The sequence below is a fragment of the Pseudomonas syringae group sp. 243L2 genome (genome assembly GCF_032587875.1).
Taxonomy (GTDB): domain Bacteria; phylum Pseudomonadota; class Gammaproteobacteria; order Pseudomonadales; family Pseudomonadaceae; genus Aquipseudomonas; species Aquipseudomonas amygdali.
In genome coordinates, this window is sequence record NZ_JAWHPL010000021.1 from 502,275 (window position 1) to 523,001 (window position 20,727).

At 57.9% G+C, this 20,727-nt stretch carries 3 protein-coding genes; all 3 read right to left on the bottom strand.

The features are described from left to right. Positions 1 to 33: 33 nt before the first annotated feature. Positions 34 to 708, bottom strand: a complete 675-nt coding sequence (locus tag RYB66_RS15320) for a hypothetical protein (RefSeq protein WP_042930298.1) — start codon at positions 706 to 708, stop codon at positions 34 to 36. A 308-nt stretch (positions 709 to 1,016) separates the two neighbouring features. Beyond that, positions 1,017 to 18,491 (bottom strand): filamentous hemagglutinin N-terminal domain-containing protein, encoded by a 17,475-nt coding sequence (locus tag RYB66_RS15325; protein WP_316894795.1) that lies wholly within the window; start codon positions 18,489 to 18,491, stop codon positions 1,017 to 1,019. A gap of 39 nt (positions 18,492 to 18,530) precedes the next feature. Beyond that, positions 18,531 to 20,240 (bottom strand): ShlB/FhaC/HecB family hemolysin secretion/activation protein, encoded by a 1,710-nt coding sequence (locus RYB66_RS15330; RefSeq protein ID WP_005745944.1) that lies wholly within the window; start codon positions 20,238 to 20,240, stop codon positions 18,531 to 18,533. Positions 20,241 to 20,727 lie beyond the last annotated feature (487 nt).

Consider the following 20,727-nt stretch of genomic DNA (forward strand, 5'->3'; position numbering starts at 1 on the left):
TTCAAAAAATTTATCAATGCCTTTTGCACCTATTCAACTCTTCAATGCTGGCAAAGACAGCACTTCATCGTACTGTGGCCAATCTTCCCTTGCGCGCTTTAGCACACCTTGCATCAACTCATCCAACTCAGGCACTGGATGCTCGGGCGGCAATTGGTCAAAGGGCGCGGCCAGCAGCGGATGATCAATCTTCTGCGGATTGGCTAAACCTTCCCACTGGCGCAGGCGCAGGATATAGAGAATTTCCACCGGCACGCGCTCCAAGTGCCAGTCCTGATTGAAGTCGTAAGAGTTCTTCTGGCTCTCTTTGCCGGTTTGCCAAGTGTGGCGGTCACACGCGGCCAACAGACAGGGCATCAGGTCGTCGGGGCTGGGAGTGCGCCACTTGGCCAACAAGGCTTCGTAGATGGGTTCGTCGTAAGCATAAGCAGGCCATTGATGTGAGACATCGCCCACCCAATCGGCAAACACACGCAGCATAAAGGCTTGGGCGCGGCGGTGTTGCTCTTCGTACTCGATGACCAGTTGATGACCACGGTTGAGCGCCGCATGGGTCAAATAGCCTTGGTGGATGACAGCTTCCTTCCAGCCCAGAATCGCCATGGCGGCCATCATGTTGGCTGCGGTTTGGATGCTGTAGTTTTGTTGGCGTCTGTCATTACCTACGGCTTTAGCTAAAACGTCAAACTGCCCCGCCCAAAAAAACAACTGCCAAATGCCTACTTGGTAGTAACGCATCCAGTGTGCCAATTCGGAAAGCCATCGAGGGTTTACCGTTGCAGTGGCAAGTACTTTGTGAGCCCTTGTCACCGACATCCATTCTGCACGAGCATCTGTTGCATTGTTTCTGTTTGGAACCATCATTGAATGCTTCGGCGAAGCATCCTCGCGAGTAACGTACTCGCGAATACCGGCTATCTCATATTCATCCGAGACATGTGGCCCCTTGGCTATGCGCCCCAGCACACTTTTGTAAGAAGGCCATTTCGGGTTTACGCCCGAGCGCTCGCACTGAATTATTTCTTGGACCATGGTTCCACCTTAAATTCTGCTACACCTGTTTTACCGGGGGCAGGAACACCGACTTTGACGGTCACGCCTTGGACTTTGACGTTTTCAGAAAGAAGCGCTGCTCGCAAAGCATCACGTAACGCTGGGTCCGAATCGGCAATTGAGCTATTACCCAACCACCCTCTCAACCTCGTCGCCGGATCTCCATGCGGCGTACCGGCCTTACTCACGCCATTCACCGAAGACTTCGCATCCATAACCACCACAGTAATGGTATCGCCATTGATTGCCACCGCACAGCCATCGCAGCCGTGGTTGCTACTGTTTTGCAGAGGTTTGAAATTGAGGCCGGTTTTCTCGTTAAGGGTTTGCAGGGCCAGTTGCTCGCCCAACACCCCATCATTTACAAGCGAACCGGTCTTCCAATTGGGAAGGTGCGACAGCGGGATACTTTCAAATGTCTGCCCAAACAGGTCTTCAACCGAGCTGAGCTTGGGGGGGCTTATTACATCAGGGGTAACCTGGCCCGGGCCTTTTGCACCAATATCATCTCCAAGCTCTAATCGGTCAAGCACATTATCAAGCTTTTTGCCGATGGCCTTTTCGACCAATGCATCCCCTGTGCTTGCCACACCCTTGGCGCCGGTAACGGCTGCAAATATCCGGATGGCCAGCAAAGTCTTCTGGGCAGTGCCAACATCTTGACCGTAGATAGCATTCAACTTCCCGGAAAGCTCTGAATTCAACGCTACAGCAGTGCCTTCACCTATTGCCTGACCACTCTCCTTGAAGCTGTCAACAACTCCTTTAGGCAGCCCGGTTATACCTTCAAAAATACCGTTAAAAATGGCTGAAGGGTTTTCTTTCGCTACCTTGGCGAGATCGACGACACCGTCCTTGAGCGCAACTCCTGAATCTTTCAGCTCCTTGACCAGTCCCGCACTCAGGTCGCGACTGATACCGCTCTGGACGAACTGTTTATAAAAAGCTGGATCGGCGGAATCAGCAAACATTTCAGGCCTGAACAGCTGATTATTTTCCGCGGTAAACAGTTTCTGATCGGTACCCAGATTATTTACAAAGGTCTGTCCTGCTTTCGCGAGAAATCCTTGAGCAGCAGGGTCGTCGCCATCACTCAACACTGAGCGCCACAACATATCCGTGTTTTTCAGCGCTTGTTGGCTAAGGCGCTCCATGGCTGCCTGCTCTGTTATGTCCAGATCCTGAGCAAATTTTTTCGCGTTTTCATTCAGCCATTTCTGTTCTTCATAGTGCAGCTGCCGATTGTATGTTGTCGCGTATTTGGCTACCTCGGCCCCTTTGGCTACGTCTCCATTCACCGCAGCAGCGGCTACGATACCTGTGAGCTGAGACGCCATTACCTCCAGGTTCTTGTCACCGCCTACCATGTTGCTGATCACGTTGATCAACGCTTCGTTAGCGCCTGCGGCCATCGCGCCGGTTTTGAAATCGCTACCAGTAGCCTCAGCCACAAGGCCACCCATCAAGGCGTGCGCCAATACTTTCTGAATACTGCCGTCTTCGTATTTTCCGAGAGCCCAACCTCCAACAGACTTAAATCCAACGGCCATACCAATATTGCTGGCTTGGCCAGCCAACGCATTGCCAAGATTGTCTGAGTAACTGCCGCCATTGATAACAGTGTTTACGAACGCGTCGGATGCGGACTTCATCAACACTGCTTGCGCACTTTGCAGGTTGAAGCCGAGCGAAGTGGGATCGTAGCCAGGCATCATGCCAGCCATCGCGGCTGATGTTAGATATCCCTTCAGCGAACTGGACGAGGTGACATCCTTGAATGTGGCTCCAATATTGCCTTTGTTATTAATTGTGCTTATCACTGCCTGAGAAGTAGCGGAAGTCAAACCTGCAACAACGGCTGTATTGGCAGCAGTACCAATTGCCGCAGCCGTTGTGGTGGAAATACTGGCAGCCGTTGCCGCTCCGCTGGCAGCAGAGCCTGCTGCCGCACCCGCTGTAGCGAATGTGCCAGCCCCAGCAGTTAACGCCGTAACGATGATAATGATCGCCAGCATTGCCCCCTGACCGAGGCTTGAATTGTTGTACTTGAACGAATCATGTACCTCTTTGATCTGACGCCAATCCACATCACCGCGCTGCTCAGCATCCTTAAGCCACGCCAGTTGTGGGTCTGCCTTTACCATCGCATCAATGGTCTGGCTGACGCTTTGCTGGTCGATCTGTTTGATGTCGATTTTCAAGCCTTCAACAGCCCGGATCGCTACCTCGCCTTTAGCCACCAGCTCGCTCTGGCGCAAGGTTTCGTCGGTGTTGCCCTTACCTTTACTCGAATTCCAGGCAAGGTCACTTTTGCTCTTCTCGTGACTCTCCTGATGCAGGTCCTTCACGCCCTCAAACGTAACCGCGCCACCACTTTGAATCGTCAGGTCCTTACCGCTCTCCAGCTTCGCAGCCTGATACTTCTGATCGCCTCCGCTCGACAGCAGCAAATCACCACCAGTGGTAATTTCACTGCCGATGTTTTTCACATCAGTGATTTCGTCACGCTTGGTTTTCTTCGCCCCAAAACTCCCCTTCTTCTTTTTGTCATACAGCGAATAATTACTGTCCTGCGCAGCCAAGATGTCGAGGTTTTCACCGGCAACCAGGTACGCCTCTTTACCCGCTGTAATACGGCTGGAGATCACGGAGAGGTTCTGGCCCGCCTGCAAGGCAACGCTGCCCCCGGCATCAATATCGGAGGAGATTTGGCTGACGTGGTCTTCCTGACGGGTCAGTTTTTTGCTTTTGGACAGGGAGTGTTCTTCGTCCGCCGCAGAGCTGATGGTGAGGTTTTCGGTCGCGGCCATGGCGATGTCGCGTTTGGCGTCGATCTGGCTGGCGATGAGGGAGATGTCGCGTCCGGCCTGAACGGTCAGGTCGCGTCCGGAACTGGCGGTAGAGCCCAGTTGGGTGATGTCGCTGCTGTTGTGTTTGCTGTCCGAGAACAGGCTGTTGGTGACTTCGGTCGGGGCGATGGTGACGTCGCGTCCGGCCTGGATAGTCATGTCACGACCGCTTTCCAGCACGCTGCCTTTGTTGATGACGTCGCGGCCTGCCGAAATGCTCATGTCGTTGGCGGCTTCGATGCGCGCGGCGCTGTCGGCGAACTCGTTGTGGCGCTGACCGCGTGCACTGTTGTCCATCGAGGTGACGCTGCGTTCGTTGACCACATCGCCGTTGATCGCGGTCAGTGAAACATCGCGACCTTTGATGATGCCGCCAGCGGTGTTGATCAGATCATTGCCCGCGAGCAGATCGAGCCGGTTGCCGGCTTCTATCAGGCCGGTGTTGATCAGGTTGTTGCCTGCGACTGCCGAGAGGTTGTTGGCGGCGTGCAAGGTACCGACGTTGTCGAGGTTCTGGCCGGCGATCAGTGAGACGTCGTTACCCGCAATCAATGCCCCGGTCGGACCAAGGCGATTGTCGGCCTGTGCCAGATACAGCACCGGCACCAGCACTTTCTCGCCATTCACTTCATGCTCTTCAAGCCAGACGATGTCGTGGGTCAGCGCTGCGACCTGTTGTGAACTCAGCGATACGCCGACAGCCAGGTTCAGTTGCTGCTTGCTGGCGATGGCGTTGTTCATCAGGTACTTGAACTGCGCCTCGTTGGAGGTTTGCCCATCGATGAAGGCCTGACCAGTGCGGGCCACGACTGCCTGCTGAACGAGGCGTTGTTCATACAAGCCGTCGCCCAAGCGCTTGGCGCTGACTTCCGGGTCGTAGCCCAGACCTGCGAGCAGGTAATCCGAGCTCATGAACTGCTTGAGTTCGGTGAGGACCGGGTTGGTTTCGATCAGGTATTTTTGCGGTTTGGAAACGAATGAGCTGCTGGGCAGGCCCTGCACTCGTGTAACGGTTTGTGCTGCGGCAGACACGACCGGCGTGATCGCGCTGGCTTGCGCCACTATGGCGGGCTGAATACTGGAGCCGCTAATAGGGCTATTCTGCGTAACCACCGTGCTTGAAACAGCGGCGGTGACGGGGCTGACCTGAGCAGCGACAGGGTCGCGAACAGCAGAAATGACCGGACCGCCTTGAGTATTTACGACAACCTGGGTAACGGCGTCAGTCGCGCCTGACTGGGCACCTGTTGGAGCCTGATTGACCGCACTGAGCGGGTTACCCTGAGTCCCATTTACAACCTGACCGGCCTTGTTGACCTGAGCGCCTTGCACCATTCCGGCATTCTGAGCAGCCGAGCTGCCGGAAGAAACGGCAGTGATGAGCGGAATGCCAGATGTAGAGCCAGCGTTCTGAACAGGCAGCAAAGCGCCGTTACCCTGATTGCCAGTTGCAATGCCTGTAACGCTGTCGACACTGGTGACACCTACGGAATCAGAGGTATGACCGGGTAGTACAAATCCGCCTATGGGCGCGGCACCTGGCGCGCTGGCGTCGAAGGAGGATGCATTGGCACTCACGCCAGCACCTTGTCGTATCACCGAAGCAAGCTGGCGGGTGGCGTTGGATATCTGGCCTACCGAGCCGATCTGGATGGTGCTTGCCTGCGCATCGGAAACGGTATGCTCGCGTTGCGCGACGGATACGGCCGCGCCGCCCATGGTCCAGCTTTGTGGCAGGCCGACGGGTTGGGCGACAGCGGCTGCGGTGCCGGTCTGGCCGCTCAGACGGAACAGTCCGTTCTGGCCGGTGGGCAGACTGAAACCTGGCAGGCTTAGTGGGTTGACTTGTTGTTGGGCCAGGTCGGGGGGGAGCTGGGCATTGATCCTGATAACTGTGGCGCCAGTGCCGGAGGTACGCGTGTCCTGAACCTTGCTGGTGCCTGCGCTGCCTGCATAGTCTTGGTGAATGACACTGTTCTGCAGATCCTGCTTGGCATTAATGGATACATTTCCGCCCGCTTGAATGACTGCACTGCGTCCGCCGTTACCGCTGCCATCTTTGGCGACTTCGACGTCACTCACCAACGAGTATTTGGTGATTTCGCTTGGTAGCGTCAGCAGATTTTTGGGGTCGTAGCTTGAAGCAGGCAAAGGCTTTTCGCCATCATACTGGATAATGGTATTTTCGACGTCAGCTTTGGTGACAGAGTCTCGAACAATATACTCATTATAGGTGAAGATAGTGTCACTTCCGCTCTGAACCTCATACTCTTCAATTACCCCCAACCTCAGATCTCCATCCTTACCAACATAATAAACATTGGGATAGTCAGGATTGTTACGTCGATTGTAGGCATCTACGCTTGGCATAGATCGAGCTATAGTCCCATCAGTAACTCCGCTAGCGAGATACGTACGCGTACGCTCGATACTGCCGCTCACAGCCCCGAGATTGCTCACATTACTAGCATTTATAACAATATTTCCGACGGCACTTATTGTGCTTTTACTATTTAAAAACCCCCCACCATTGAAAGTAAAATCCCTGCCCGACGTCAAGAATGCGGAAGCACTATTATCGTTATCCTGGCCGCCCTCAAAAAATTCCTTAGAGACAAAATTAACTGAGTAGTGATCACCTCGACAATCTAGGCACTGTACGGCGATCAGTCCTTTCACCAAGGTTCTGCCTACAGCGAACCCCTGATCTCCGCCGGCAGCTTCTGTGCGATTATCAAATGAAGATGCGGTTATAGAGAAGCTGCTTCCGCTCTCCATAGAACCTGAAATATTTGAAACTTTGCTTGCACTATCGACGCCGTAACCTTTGACAGTCACATTACGCAAGCCATACACATCACCTTTCTGGTTAGTAAAAGTGCTAGCATTAACTTGCAAGTTACCGCCACTAAATAACAGCCCCTGACTATTTAGTAGCGAGGATGTATTCAATGTAAGATCCTGAGCTGCCCCCAACGTACCGTAATTATTAATAGCACCCGAACTGAATACCAGATCACCAGCCGATGTAATACGACTGTAGTTATTACCACTTCCTGCAATACTAATATCTGCGCGCGAGCCACCAGCGATACTTCCACCACCAGCTAAAGTCAGCTGATTAGCGGTCAGATTCAATGCACCGACACTAGAAGTCCTACCACTACCGGTAAACGTCCCGCCAATACGTATGTCTACCCCGCCATCACTCGCAATCAACCCATCATTCGTCCAGTTACCGCCACTCCCACTAAACGAATTCGACGCCAGCAATTGCCCGCCCGCCGTCTGATTCAAGGTGCCGACATTCACCGTCAAACGCCCGGCCTGAATGACGTTGTTGTTGGTCCAGCTATCGGCACTCAGTGTCAAACCACCGCGGGTAACAATGCTGCCGCCAGCATTGGTGACGTTGGCCGTAGAAATATCAAACGTGCCATTACCCGTATGCAGCAGCGAACCGCCGCCATTGAGGAAGTTGCCAGCGTTGAGAATCAGGTCGCTGTTGGCGCTTTCCAGGGTGCCGTTGCGGTTGTCGAACAGGTTGCCGATCTGGAAGTTTGTGGCACCGCCACCGCCCAGCGCGCGCAGTTGTCCGGTCTGGTTGTCCAGACTGGCAGCGGTCACGGCCAGGGTGCTGTCGCTTTCGATGATGCCGAAGCGGTTGTTCAGTGCGCCGCTCAGGTTCAGCTCGACCTGGCCACCGGCGATCTGGCCGTCGTTGTCGCCACTGTTGTCGAAGTTGCCACCGTTGACCCGCACCAGGCCTTTGGCGTACAGGCCGCCGTTGCGGTTGTCGAAGCCGGGGGTAGTAATCAGCGCTTCGCCGCTGCGTGCGGAGACTCGCCCGCCGTAGTTGTCGAAGCCGCCCAGCGCGGTCAGGTTGAGGCGTTGCGCCTGAATGACACCGCCTTGGCGGTTGGCGTCATAGCCATTTTTCAGCACGCCGGCCAGTTTCGCGGTGAACAGACCTTGCAGGCTGGACAGCACTCCGCCCTGACTGTAGAGGTTGGCACCGGTCAGGTTCAGGTCGCCGTTCTGCGCGATGATCCGGCCGTTCTGGTTGTCGACGGTATCAGCGACATCCACAACCAGTGCGCCGACGCTCTGGACCGCGCCAAGAACGTTGGAGAGGCTCGCTGCATTCAAATGCGCATCGGCGTTCTGGCTATAGATCAAGCCATCAGCATCGTTGAGGACACTGCCACCCGCGACGACTTTCAGTGTGTTGTTGGCAGCAACGGTGCCGCGGTTGCGGTTATCCAGTTGCCCGGATGTGTTGAGGGTCATCAGGCTCTGGCTGATCAGTTGCCCGGCCTGGTTGTTGATCGCCGCGCTGCGCCGCAACAGCAGGTTACCGCCGCTGGCCAGCTTGCCGCTGGTGTTGGTCAGGCTGCCCAGCAGGTCGAGTGTCATATCGGCCTTGCTGCTCAGGTTACCGGCGCTGTTGTCGAGGCTGCTGCCTTCGAAGCTGAAACCCTGCTGGGCCGTCAGGTTACCGGCCGCGTTGTTCAGGGCATTGGCTTTGATGGTCAGCCCTGCACCACCGTCGATCAGGCCGTTCTGGCTGTTGTTCAGCAGGCCCGCCACGGTCAGGGTCTGACCGGTTCCGCTGGAGAGGATGCCGCCGCTGTTGTCGAGGCTGTCAGCGGTTACGCTCAGTGTGTTCTGGCTGACCAACGCACCGTTGCCGCCGTTGAGCAATTCACCGGTCAGGGTTGTAACAAGGTTGCCGTTGCGGCTGGACAAGGTGCCGTTGGTACGGTTATCGAGTCGATTGCCGGAAACGTTCAGGCCCTGCCAGCCGGATATCAGACCGTTCTGGTTGAGCAGGTTGGTCGCGTTGACTGTCAGCACGTTGCTGCTGATCAGCTTGCCGCTGCTGTTATCGAGGGTGCGGCCATCGAACCTGAAACTCTGCGCGCTGGAGACCTCGCCAGACTGGTTATTCAGGTCGCGAATGCGGTTAAGGGTCAGCGGACCGTCTGCCGTGATCAAGCCGCCGAGGTTGTTGAGGTCGTTGCCTTGCATGTCGATGGACAACCCGGCGTCGCCCATCACGCGTCCGCCATTGAGCGACAGTGCATTGAGGACCAGAGTCATGTCGCGCGTGGCCGACACTTCGCCGCCGTTGCCGGCATCCAGGCTGCCCGCCGTCAGGTTCAGGGTGCCGGTGCTGTTGATCAGGCCTTTGGCGGTGTTGTTGATCGATGTGGCGTTGAGGATCAGGCTGGTGCCGCCCAGCACCTGACCGCTCTGGTTATCGAGGCTGGCCGCGCCCACCTTGAGCGCCTGAGCAGCGTTGATCAGTCCTTTGTCACGGTTGGTGAGCAGACCGGTAACCGTCAGGTCCAGGTTGTTGCGGCTGGTCAGCGTACCGCCCGTGTTATCGAGGGTATTGGCGGTGGCGTCGACACCGGCTGCGGCGATCATGCCTTTGAGGTTGGTCAACGCACGGGCGATGCGCAGGGTCAGCAATTGGTTGCTGAGCAGTTTGCCGCCGCTGTTATCCAGTTGTTGAGCGTTGACGGTGAACGCCTGAGCGCTGGAGATTTCGCCGTTCTGGTTTAGAACCTCGTTGACGTTTTTCAGCAGCAATGCGCCTGGCGCGTTGATCAAACCGCCCTGGTTGTCGAGCTGGCCGTTGTTCAGGTCCAGGCTCAAGGAGGTGTTGCTGAACAGGCTACCGCCCTGCTGACTCAGGCGGCTGACACTGGCGGTCAGTGCCTGGCTGCTGCCGATGCTGCCGCCATCGCTGTTGGTCAGTTGTGCGGTCGTCAGGTCCAGACGATCACTGCTGCTCACGCGACCGTTGTGGCTGTTGTCGAAATTCCCGGTCTTGAGGGTCAGAAGGCCTTTGCCGCTGATGTTGCCTTTCTGGCTGTTATCAAGACTGGCACTTTTCAGGTCCAGCGCACCATCGGTCAACAGTTTGCCGCCCTGGTTGCTGATTGCTCCGGTGCTGTCGAGGGTCAGTTTTCCAGCGCTGGAGACGCTGCCTGCGGTGTTGGTCAGGCTGGCGGCCTTCACCGTCAGGACGTCTTCGTTACTGATCAGGCCTTGAGTGTTATCGAGCGCTGCAGACAGGTCGATACTGAGGGCCTTGAGGGCGCTTAGCGCGCCACCGGTGTTGTCCAGCGTGCTGCCCACCAGCGTCAAGCCTCCTTGGCTGGAGAGCAGACCGTTGGTTCGGTTGGTGATCTGCGCAACGTTCAGCGTCAGGGCTTTCTGTGCCAGCACCTGACCGCTGTCGCTGTTGTTCAGTTGCTGGCCGGTCAAGATAATCGCGTCCTGACTGGACAGTTCACCGCCGCGGTTATCGATGTCGGTGACATTGATATCGAGGGCTTGGGTTGCGCCGATGAAACCGTTCTGACGGTTGTCCAGCGCGTCGCCGCGCAAGGTCAATGTGCCTTGAGCAAGCATCTGGCCGTTCTGTTGCTGAAGAGTGCCGATCCGCGCATCGAGGTTTCGCTTACTCGCCAGTTGCCCAAGACGGTTATTGGCTGTTGCGGCGGTCAAATTCACATCGCCGTCACCAATCAGCGTGCCCTTGACGTTGGTCAGGGCGGTATTGACCGTCAGGTCCAGAGCTGCGTGGCTGCTGATCAAGCCTTCGGTGTTGTCCAGGCTGTCGCTGCGAGTGTTCAACGCGGCGGCGGAAATCGTACCTTTGATGTTGCTCAGGGCCTTGTTCACGATCAGCGTCAGGGCCTGACTGCTGAGCAGTTTGCCGCCACTGTTATCGAGACTGTTGGCGTTCAGGGTAAAGGCCTTTGCGCTGGAGATTTCGCCGTTCTGGTTGGCCACGCCGTTGAGATTCTTCAGCAGCAACACGCCGGGGGCGTTGATCAAACCGCCCTGATTGTTCAACTGGCCGTTGTTCAGGTCGAGGCTCAGCGAGGTGTTGCTGAACAGCTCACCACCCTGCTGGTCGAGGCTGGTCACGCTGGCCGTCAATGCCAGCGCACTGGCAATACGTCCGGCGCTCTGGTTAATGACCTTGCCTGCAGTCAACTGCAGGGTATCGCTGCTGGTCAGGCGACCGCCCTGGCTGTTGTCGAAGGTGCCGGTGGTGACCTGCGTGGCGCCCTTGCCAGCCAGTTTGCCCGCCTGACTGTTGTTCAGGCTGGCGCTGGTCAGTGTCAGCGTTGCGTCGGTGGTGACAGAACCCGCCTGGTTGTTCAAAGCCCCAGTGGTGGTGACGCTCAAGGCATCGGCACTGGAGAGGCTGCCCGAAGCGTTTTGCAGGGAAGCAGCGCTGACCGTCATGGCTGACTCACTGCTGAGCAGGCCGCCCGTGTTGTCCAGCGCGCCAGAAAGACTGATGTTCAGGTCCTTCTGGCTCGCCAGCGTGCCGCCTGCGTTATCAAGGCGTGCACCGTCGAGACGCAGGGTGTTACCGAACAACAGGCCTTTATTCAGGTTGATCACGCGCGCCACGGTCAGCCCAAGCGCCGTACCGGCCAGGACCTTGCCGCCGTCGCTGTTGTCGAGCGTTTGACCAATGATGTCCACACCGATCTGGCTGGACAGCTCACCGGCCTTGTTGTCGATGTCGGCAACCTCGATTTTCAGCGCTTTTGTAGAGCCCACCAGGCCGCCCGACCGGTTGTCGAGGGTTTTGCCGGTCAGGGTCAGATTGCCCTGCGCAACCAGTTCGCCACCCTGCTGGGTCAGATTGGCGATGTTGGCGACCATGTCGGCCTGACTGGCGATACGACCGCTGCCGTTGAGAGCGCTGTCGACCTGCAACTGCATCAGGCCAGCAGCGTTGAGCAGACCGTTCTGGTTATCCAGATGCGTGCCAACCAGTTCAAGACCGGCATTGCTGTTGATCAGGCCTTTTTGCGTGGTGCTCAGGCCGGTCTGGCTATTGTCGAGGGCATCGACGAACAGCTGCAGGCCTTTCTCGGCACGAATCGAACCGCCACGGTTGTCCACGCTGTCGCTATGCACGATCAGCAGGTTCTGCGCGGCAATACGGCCGCCGCGGTTGTCCAGCGTCTTGCTCGACAGGTCCATCAAGCCCTTGGCTTGCAGGCTGCCACCCGTGCGATTGTCCAGTGCGCCGGTCAGTTTCAGAGTCAGTTGGCCATCTGTGACCAGTGCACCGGACTGGCGGTTGTCCAGACTCGCGGCACCGATGTCGATACCCTGCCCTGCGCCCAGCGTTCCGGCCTGATTGTCGATGGTTTCAGTGATGACCAGTTTCAGGAACCGGTCAGCCATGACCTGGCCAGCGGCATTATCGAGGCTCAGCGCATTCAGGATCGTGTTACCGGCGCTGGTCAGCTCGCCGCTGCGGCTCGACAGCTGGCCAGTGACGTTTACCAGCAGGTCGGCATCGCTGCTCAGGCTGCCGCTGTTGTTATTCAGCTCATTGGCCGCCAGATCGATACCGTTGCCGGACACCAGGCCACGCAGGTTGGTCAGCAGTTGATCAACACGCACAATCAGCGCTTTGTCGCTGAGCACCGAGCCTGCGGTGTTGTCCAGCGACGTAGCGGCCAGGGTGAAGCCGTTGGCGCTGGAAATTTCACCGCTGCGGTTGCTGACTGCATTGAGATTTTTCAGCAGCAACTGGCCCGGCGCGGTAATCAGACCGCCGTCGTTGTTCAGCACGCCTTTGCTTAAATCGAGACTGACGTCACTGTTGCCGTACAGACGGCCATCGTTGGTCTGATTCAGACCGGTGACCACGGCAGTCAGGGCCATGGCGCTGGCGATACGCCCGGCGTCACTGTTATTGACCAGCCCGGCATCGAGCTGGAGGGTTCCGGTACTGGTCAGGCGGCCGCCTTGCTGATTGTCAAAGGCACCGGTGACAAGCTTCACGCCCTTGCCGGCGATACGCCCGTTCTGGCTGTTGTCGAGACTGCCACTGGTGAGCACCAGCGTTGAATCGCCGAGAATCTGCCCGCCGCGGTTCACGACCGAACCATCGACCGTCAGGGACGAGGCCCCGGAGCTGGTGATACTACCGGCAGTATTGCCCAGAGAAGCGGCGCTCAACGCCAGCGTGCCATCGCTGCGCAATGTCCCTTGATCGTTGCTTAGGACGCCCGTATCTTTCAGACCCAGACTGTTTTTGGCGTAGACGCTGCCACCGCCCGTGTTGATCAGTTGCCCGACGTTCAACTGCACGCTCTGCTGGCCGGAAACGGCACCAGCGCTCTGGTTGTTCAGGCTGTCGGCGTTGAGCAGCAACGCACCATTGGCCAGTAAACGGCCCTTGCCGCTGTTATCGAACTGGCCGACGGTTGCGGTCAGCTCTCCAAGGCTGGAGAGCTCCGCGTTGCGGTTGTCCAGCGTCGCGGCACTCAGCTCGACACCGGTGGCGGAAATCAGGCCGCGCAGGTTGGTCAGCAACTGGGCGACACGCACGATCAAGGCTTTGTCGCTGATCACCGAACCTTCGGTGTTATCCAGCGTGGTCGCGGCCAGCGTGAAGCCATTGGCACTGGAAATTTCGCCGTTCCGGTTGTTGACCGCCGTGAGGTTTTTCAGCAGCAACCGCCCCGGCGCGTTGATCAGGCCGCCTTGGTTAGTCAGTACGCCGTTGCTCAGGTCGAGGCTGACATCGCTGTTGCCATACAGACGACCGTCGTTGGTCTGATTCAGGCCGGTGACCACAGCGGTGAGTGCCATGGCGCTGGCAATGCGACCGGCATCGCTGTTGTTGACCAGCCCGGCATTCAGTTGGAGTGCGCCGGTACTGGTCAGGCGACCGTCCTGATGGTTATCGAAGGTACCGGTGGTGAGTGCCAGACCATTGCCCGCAATGCGACCACTCTGGCTGTTATCCAGGCTGCCGCTGGAAAGCGTCAGACCTGCATCACTGATGATCTGCCCGCCCTGGTTGACGACGGCAGCATCAACTTTCAACGTGGCAGCACCGGCGCTGGTGACTCGACCGCCGGTGTTGGCCAGAGAAGCTGCTTTCAGGTCCAGCGTGCCGTCACTGCGCAGCACGCCCTGATCGTTATTCGATGCCCCGGTGAGAGTCAAACCCAGTGTGTTTTTTGCATAAACGCTGCCAGCGCCGGAGTTGTTCAGCTGTCCCAGATTCAGCTGAACGCCCTGCTGTCCGGAAACCACGCCGTTCTGGTTATTCAGGTTATCGGCTGTCAGCAGCATTTTGCCGTTGGCCAGCAGACGCCCTTTCGCGCTGTTGTCGAACTGGCCGATGTTGGCAGTCAGGGTGCTCAGACTAGAAATTTCCGCGCTGCGGTTGTCCAGCGTTGCAGCACTCAGATTGAGGCCATTGGCGGAAATCTTGCCGCGCAGGTTGGTCAGCAACTGATCGATGCGCACAACGAGAGCGTTGTCGCTGAGCAGCGAGCCGTCCGTGTTATCCAGCGAGTTGGCTGCCAGTGTAAAACCGTTGGCACTGGATATTTCACCGCCTTGGTTGTTGATGACCACGTTCAGGTTTTTCAGCAGCAACTGGCCCGGCGCATTGATCAGGCCGCCCTGGTTAGTCAGCAGGCCGTTGCTCAGGTCGAGGCTGACATCGCTGTTGCCATACAGACGGCCATCGTTGGTCTGATTCAGGCCGGTGACCACAGCGCTCAGCGCCATGGCGCTGGCGATACGACCGGCATCGCTGTTGTTGACCAGCCCTGCATTCAACTGGAGTGCGCCGGTACTGGTCAGGCGACCGTCTTGATGGTTGTCGAACGCGCCAGTGGTGAGTGTCAGACCATTACCGGCAATACGCCCGCTCTGACTGTTATCGAGACTGCCGCTGACAAGCGTCAGTTGTGCATCACTGAGGATCTGCCCGCCCTGGTTGACGACGCCGTCATTGATACTGATCGATGCGACCCCGGCGCTGCTGATGCTGCCCGCGCTGTTGGCCAGCGAGGCTGCACTCCCGGTCAGTGAACCGTCGCTGCGCAGCACACCCTGATCATTCTTCAGTGTCCCGCTGACGGTCAGACCAAGACTGCTTTTGGCAAAAACGCTGCCCCCACCAGTATTGTTCAGTTGGCCCAGGTTCAGTTGCACGCTCTGCTGCCCGGAAACGATCCCGTTCAGGTTATTCAAGCCGCCCGCGGTCAATAGCAGCGCGCCATTGGCCAGCAGGCGACCTTTTTCGCGATTATCGAACTGGCCTATGGTGGCCGTCAGGCTGCCCAGGCTGGACAGTTCGGCGTTGCGGTTATCCAACGCTGCGGCGCTCAGGGTGACGCCGTTGGCGGAGATCTGCCCGCGCAGGTTGGTCAGCAGCTGAGCGATACGCACGATCAACGCTTTGTCGCTGACCAGCGAGCCGTCAGTGTTGTCCAGCGAAGTGGCCGCCAGCGTGAAGCCGTTGGCGCTTGATATCTTGCCGCTCTGGTTGTTGACCACGTTCAGGTTTTTCAGCAGCAACTGACCGGGAGCGGATATCTGCCCGCTCTGGTTGTTGAGCAGACCGTTGCTCATGTCCAGGCTGACATCGCTGTTGCTATACAGACGGCCATCGCTGGTTTGATTCAGACCAGTCACCACAGCAGTCAGGGCCATGGCGCTGGCGATACGACCTGCAGCGCTGTTGTCGACCTGCCCTGCCGTCAGGCGCATGGCCCCAGTGCTTGATAGACTCCCGCTCTGCTGGTTATTGAACGCACCGGTGCTCAGCACCACACCGTTACCGGCAATACGCCCGCGCTGGCTGTTGTCGAGGCTGCCACTGGTGAGCGTCAGTTGTGCATCACTGACTACCTGCCCGCCCTGATTGGCAACCGCGCCGTTGAAGTTGAGCACGCCTGTTCCAGCACTGGTCACGCTGCCATTAGTGTTGGCCAGACCCGCTGCTTTAAGGTCCATAGTGCCATCACTGCGCACCACGCCCTGATCATTTACCAACACACCGCCCAGCGTCAGATTCAGAGCATCTTTAGCGTAAACGCTGCCACCGCCGGTATTGTTCATCTGCCCCAGATTCAACCGCACGCCTTGCTGACCGGAAACAACCCCGTTCAGGTTATTCAAGCCATCCGCAGTCAACAGCAGCGCGCCGTTGGCCAGCAGACGACCTTTTTCACGGTTATCGAACTGCCCGACGGAAGCCGTCAGGCTGCCAAGGCTGGAAGTTTCGCCGTTGCGGTTGTTCAGTGATCCGGCCGTCAGATCGAGACCGGTCGCAGAAACCAGACCTCGAAGGTTGGTCAGCAGCTTGTTGATGCTTACAACGAGTGCCTTGTCGCTGAGCAGTGAACCGTCGGTATTGTCCAGCGAAGTAGCCGCCAGCGTGAAACCGTTGGCGCTGGATATCTTGCCGCTCTGGTTGTTGACCACGTTCAGGTTTTTCAGCAGTAACTGGCCCGGCGCATTGATCAGGCCGCCCTGGTTAGTCAACAGGCCGTTGCTCAGGTCGAGGCTGACATCGCTGTTGCCATACAGACGACCGTCGTTGGTCTGATTCAGGCCGGTGACTACGACAGTCAGGGCCATGGCGCTGGCAATATGACCGGCATCGCTGTTGTTGACCAGCCCGGCGTTCAGCTGGAGTGCGCCGGTACTGGTCAGGCGACCGTCCTGATGGTTATCGAAGGTACCGGTGGTGAGTGTCAGACCATTACCGGCAATACGCCCGCTCTGGCTGTTGTCCAGGCTGGCGCTGTTCAACGTCAGCCCCGCATCGCTGATGATCTGCCCGCCGCGGTTGACCACCGCACCGCTCGTGCTGACTGACGCCTTGCCGGCACTGGTCACGCTGCCGGTGTTGTTGCTCAGAGACGCTGCACGCACATCCAGGGTGCTATCGCTGCGCAGTGTGCCTTGGTCATTGTTCAACGCGCCGCTGACGGCCAGGTTCAGACTGTTTTTGCCGTAAACGCTGCCGCTTCCGGTATTGGTCAGTTGCCCCAGGTTCAGTTGTACGCCCTGTTGCCCGGCCACCGAGCCGTTCTGGTTGTTCAGGTGGTCGGACGTCAACTGCAACGCGCCGTTGGCCAGCAGGCGACCTTTTTCGCTGTTGTTGAACTGCCCCACCGTCGAGGTCATGCTGCCAAGGCTGGAGATTTCCGCGCTGCGGTTGTCCACACTTGCCGCGTTGAGCAGCAGATCGCCATTGGCGCTGATAAGCCCCAGCTGGTTGAGCAGTTGCCCGGAAATACGGGCAGACAAGCCGCTGCTGCTGGACAATTTTCCCTGCTGGCTGTTGTCTAGCGAACCCGCAGTGATGGTCATAGTGCCATTGCTGCTGATCAGCCCGCTCTGGCTGTTGAGCACCTGAGACGCATTGATGTCGACAGTGCCGCCCTGGCTCAGAATTCGGCCCGACTGACGATTGTCGACGGCTGTAGCCACGATGCGCGTGCTGGACTGCCCGTTCAGTGTGGCACCCTGGTTGTTCAGGGTCTGGGTAATGGTGGCCTGCAAGGCGCGACTGGCGGTTATGCTGCCGCTGTTGGTCAACCCGTTGGCAGAAAGCGTTACATCACCCGAACCATTACGGCTATTGTCGGCATTGACGCCCGCCTCGATCACCGCCGAGTTGTTGAGTTGTCCGCCTGCGGAAAGGCTCAGCGCATCGCGTGCGGCGACGTTCTGCCGGGTGGTGAGATCGCCCGCGGTGCTCATGGTCAATGACGACCCCGCATAGACCGGGCCGTTGACTTCGGCACTGTTGGCCCTGGCCGTGACAGCGCCGCTTGCCGCGGTCTGCGTCATGCTCAAATGGCCGTTGGCATCAATCTGGATATCGCCGCCACTGGCCGCAAGATTTCCCGCAAGCCTGACCCCGACGCCTGCCTCGGTGCCCACCAGACGGATCGCGCCCGCATACATCCCGCCCAGCGCCGAGCTGTCGACGGCCAGTTCCGGTTTGGCACTGCCATCGTCAGGCAGGGCCGTGGGATTGAGGGTCTGCGCGTCGACATCGTTACGACCGGCAATGATGTTGAGGCGCTTGGCGTGCAGCTCGGCATTGATCTTCGCGCTGCGGGTGATGATGTCGAACTGGTCGACGTTGTCTGCGTTCAGCCCCACGCCATCGATGGATATGCTGCCGCCCTGCACATTGAAACGCTGCAACTGCCCGTTGGCATCCAGCACCGGTTTGCCGGTAGTCAGCGTGACCTGCGGGGTATTGATGAAACCGCAGCCGTTGCAACTGATGCCATACGGGTTGGCGACAATGACCCGCGCCGCTTGCCCGGCCACTTCTGTGTAGCCCCTGAGCTGGCTGGCGTTGGCCCCGACCACTTCGTTAAGAATGGTGGTAGCGGCCGTGCCACGCAGGTTGGAGTTACCGACAATGATCCCGCCCAGTTGCGTGCTCTGGGTCTGGTTCGTGGAGTTGTTGAGGATGACGCCTTGGCTGTCGACGTTGTACTGCTGAAACTGGTTGTGCGACAGGCCGCTGGCATTGGGCGTGGCAATATTGATGATAGGTACGCCATTGCCGGCCTGATTCAGGCTGGTATTCGTGCCACTGACCACGATGCCTTCGGCCTGAACCAGCAGCGGCTGCCAGAACAGGGCATTGGCCAGGATCAGCGCGAGGCCGCGTTTGGGCATTCCCCAAAAGGACTGGCGCTCAATCAGCACAGCAGAAGGCTGACGAGCAAGCAGAGCCAGTTGGTGAACGTCCATGTAGGCAACCTCGATACAGTGTGATTGAAAACAGCGTTGTTAAAGGAAGAAATCCATACGGAAATAGATCGGTGCTTCGCGCTCGATCACATCAGGACGTTCCAGGGAACGAGCGAAGGTCACTGAGGCCGCAACGTGCTGGCCTCGGGTAAACAGCTCAAACGAGTTACTGGACAAGCGGCCATGCTGGTCGCCGTTGTAACGATCGTTGCGGATCACGCCCTGGTCGTAACCGGCAGCCGCGCCATACTCGGCGAACACCGGGCGCAGCCAGTCCAGCGTGACCGGGCGGGTCAGGCGTACTTCATTACGCCAGTAACCGCCGCTGTCGCCAGACAGAAACTCATCCTTGTAACCGCGCACCGACGATGACCCGCCCAGGCTGGTACGTTGCGAGCTGAACAACACATCTTCGCTGCGCTGCCCGGTGGCCAGGCTGGTGAAGCTCAGGTTCTCGCCCCACAGTTGAAAGGGGTGCAGGTAGCTGAGGGTGCCGGTGTATTTGCGATAACGCGCATCGGCCTGGCCAGGGCCAGGATCATGGCTGCCCTGCGCATCCAGCGCGCCGATGCCCTGCTGCATGCCCAGGTCGATGTTGATGAACGCCGAACCGACCCGCCGACCGTGGTTGATGCCGAACTGCGCCTCGGTGATGCGGTTGCTGCTGAGCGCCAGTTTGCTGTCTTCTACATAATTGTTGGTGCGCAGGTAGGACAAACCGGCATTGAGCGAGGTCTTGCTCAGCGCGTCGCGGTACACGACACGCTCGGCCTTGAACTGGTGGTTCTGGCTGTCGCCGTCCTGCTTGAAGTTGATGTTCGAGGCCTGGGCCACCGAGCGGTATTCGCTGGTGTTGTACAGATAGCTGAATGTCCACCAGCCCCAGGGCAAGCTGTAGGCAAGCGAGGCATTGCGCGAGGCTTTCTGCCGGTCGCTGATCGCATCGTGGCCGCCGCGCAGGCTGAACTGGTCGGCCAGCCCCAGCGGATTGTCCCATTCAAGCCCGGCGTTCCATTGCTGCTCACCGGTGCTGCGCTGCCCCTCGTTGGTACGCGACAGGTTAGCCCGCCACGGTTTTTGCGGAGTGTTCTTGACCACCACATCGCTGCCGCCGACGACCTGGCCGGGGGTCAGCTCCATCTGCGCCTGATTGGACGGCAGACGGTTGAGCTGATCGACCATCTGCTCGATTTCGCGCAGGTTGACCATCTCGCCTTCCCTGCCGGGAAAGGTCATGGCCAGCTCACGCGCAGACAGGCCGCTGGCAGCATCGCCGCGCAGATGTTCCAGCTTGCCTTCAATGACCAGCACTTGCAGGTCGCCTGTGGACAGGTCCTGTTGCGGCAGATAGGCGCGAGTCGTCACCAGGCCTTTTTCAAGGTAATGATCGGTGATGACTTTCAGCAACTCGTTGAGCTGGGCGACGCCAAGACACTTGCCTTGATAAGGCGCAATCAGCTCATCACGCTCGGCAGACGACAGTGAATCAGCGCCCTTGAGCTCTATACGCTGGATGGTGAAGCAGCGGGTGTCGACAGGCGCGCCTGGTGCCGCGGGTACAGCTTGCTTGCCCGGCAGGTCCTTGAGTTCTTCAAGACGACGGCGTTGCTCTTCTAGCAAGCGGTCCTGACGATCACGAATAAGGTCTTGTTCGCCTGGCAAACTGGCGGGAGGGCTGGCTGCAAACAAGGGGAAAGACGCGATGGCGAGCATGAGCAGCAGGGCCACTCTGGGAGCATGAGGGTACACGGTGCGTCCTTGCAGTAGCATATTGATATCAAAAGGTGGGCAATATTAGAACGCCATCATCATGACGTCAAATATTTGTATCGACCCTGTATCCGATTTGTTGAACTTTTTTTGAAGTTGATTTTGACAGTACCGACCTCTAGCTCGCGTCAAAGGATCGTGTGCTTAGTCTTGACAGGGGACAGCCTATCTTTTCGACATGGTATTAAGGTCATAATTAAATATATACAGAAATACCAACCGGCCAGCGCGCGAAAACCGGCTCGCGCCAAGGCCGCGGACGCACTGATAAAATGGCCATGGTTTAAAGGAAACAGGTGAAAGCACGCTGACCCTCCAAGGCTCTGGAGCCGCAACGACAGCTTTTCTGTATCGCTAAGGTGTAAACAAAGAGGCTGCAGGTTATCGGTCAAATCCTGCAATGTGACGCATGAGTAAACACGGGGATGGGTCATGACAACTAGTTGTCGGCAAATACCCGACAATG